Origin of the sequence: Bradyrhizobium sp. (assembly GCF_016462955.1) — a bacterium.
Classification (GTDB): Bacteria; Pseudomonadota; Alphaproteobacteria; order Rhizobiales; family Xanthobacteraceae; genus Bradyrhizobium.
This window is the reverse complement of sequence record NZ_JAEMSD010000465.1, coordinates 3,897-5,344: the sequence shown is the minus strand read 5'-3', so window position 1 is coordinate 5,344 and position 1,448 is coordinate 3,897. Positions and strand designations below refer to the sequence as shown.

General features: G+C 63.7%; 2 protein-coding genes. Both read right to left on the bottom strand.

Going from position 1 to position 1,448, the window contains the following annotated elements:
- On the bottom strand, positions 1 to 1,078 hold a 1,078-nt coding region (locus JHD07_RS31780), incomplete at its 3' end, for a crosslink repair DNA glycosylase YcaQ family protein (protein ID WP_291629339.1).
- A 110-nt stretch (positions 1,079 to 1,188) separates the two neighbouring features.
- Positions 1,189 to 1,448 (bottom strand): hypothetical protein (locus JHD07_RS31775; protein ID WP_366865553.1); only part of this gene is annotated, 260 nt, incomplete at its 5' end.

The following is a 1,448-nucleotide window of genomic DNA, read 5'->3' as shown; positions in this document are numbered from 1 at the left end:
CCTCGAAGACCCAGGTCCATTTCTGCATCAAGAGCTTCTTGTTCTGCCGGTCGGGTTTGAGATCGAGCGCGGCGACGATCTCGTCGCCGACCAGCACGGGCAGCGCGAAATAGCCGAGCTTGCGCTTGGCTTTGGGCACATAGGCTTCGAACAGATGATTGTAGCCGAAGATGAGATTGGTGCGCTTGCGCTGGATGATCAGGGGGTCGAACGGCGAGAGGATGTGGACGAGATCCGGCGACACCTCGCCGCTCGCTTCGAGTGCCGCAGGCGCGGCCCAATGCTCCTGCTTGCTGGAGCCGTCGATCGCGACCGGCACGAGCTCGCCGCGGCGGACGCGCGAGGCGATCAGGCGTGCGACCGGCTTCTTGCTCGGCGCGTCGAGATGGCAGATCGAATCGAGGCTGACCACGCCCTGCGCGCGCAGCGCGCGATCGAGCAGATAGGCCGTGATCTCCCTGCTCGAGGCCGGCCTCGGCAGCTTGTCCCAGTCGAAATGGCGCGTCATCAGCTCGTAGGTCTTGAGCATGCCCTGGCGCTCGCTGATGGTGACGGCGCCGGTATAGAAGGCGAGCTGCAAGGCCCGCTTCGAGGGCTTTCGGCTCTGCCACAGATGCTCCTTCTCGACGAGCACGTCGTCCTCGATGTCACGGATCGTCAGCGGACCGGCGCGCAGCAGCCGCATCACCTTGCGCATGTCGGCCGGCGTCACGGAAGCGAACCATTTGTGACCCTCGCGACGGTGCTCGCGCATTGCGGGGAGAAAGAAGCGGAAGTCGTTCGCCGGCACGTAGGAGAGCGCGTGGGTCCAGTATTCGAACACGCTCTTGTCGATGCTCTGGGCCTGGCGCAGATCGGCGCGGCGGTAGGACGGGATCCGGCTGAACAGGATGTGGTGATGGCTGCGCTCGATGACGTTGATGGTGTCGATCTGGACATAGCCGAGATGCGCGACCGCGTCCGCAACGGCCTGCGTGCCATGGCCGAACGGGGTACGCTCGTCCAGCCGCTGGGCGTGCAGCCAGATCCGCCGAGCTTCTGTCGTGGTGATCGGAAACGGTTTCGACGTACGGGACATTGCAGGCGGTAATGTAGCGGGATTCGTGCCGAGGCAAAGACGCAAGGGACACGAAAAAGCCGCGCTGCCATCTGCTGCCAGCGCGGCCATGACGTGGGAAGCGGCGGACGTTACTTCATCGCCATCGCCTTCTCGGCGCTCATGTAGTGCTTGCAGGCGCCGCGCATGTTGCCTTTGCTCATGTCGGAATTGGCCGCCGCCATCGACTTCCTCGCTGCGATCTTGCCCGGCGTGTCTTCGCCACCCATCCCGGCAACGAGCTTTGCCATGTTTGCACTGGTGCACGCCATCTTGGCGGCCGATGCGGGAGTCAGAGCGAGTGCCACGAATGCCGTCGCAAGTAACAGGGTCTTCATCAACTTCTCTCCTC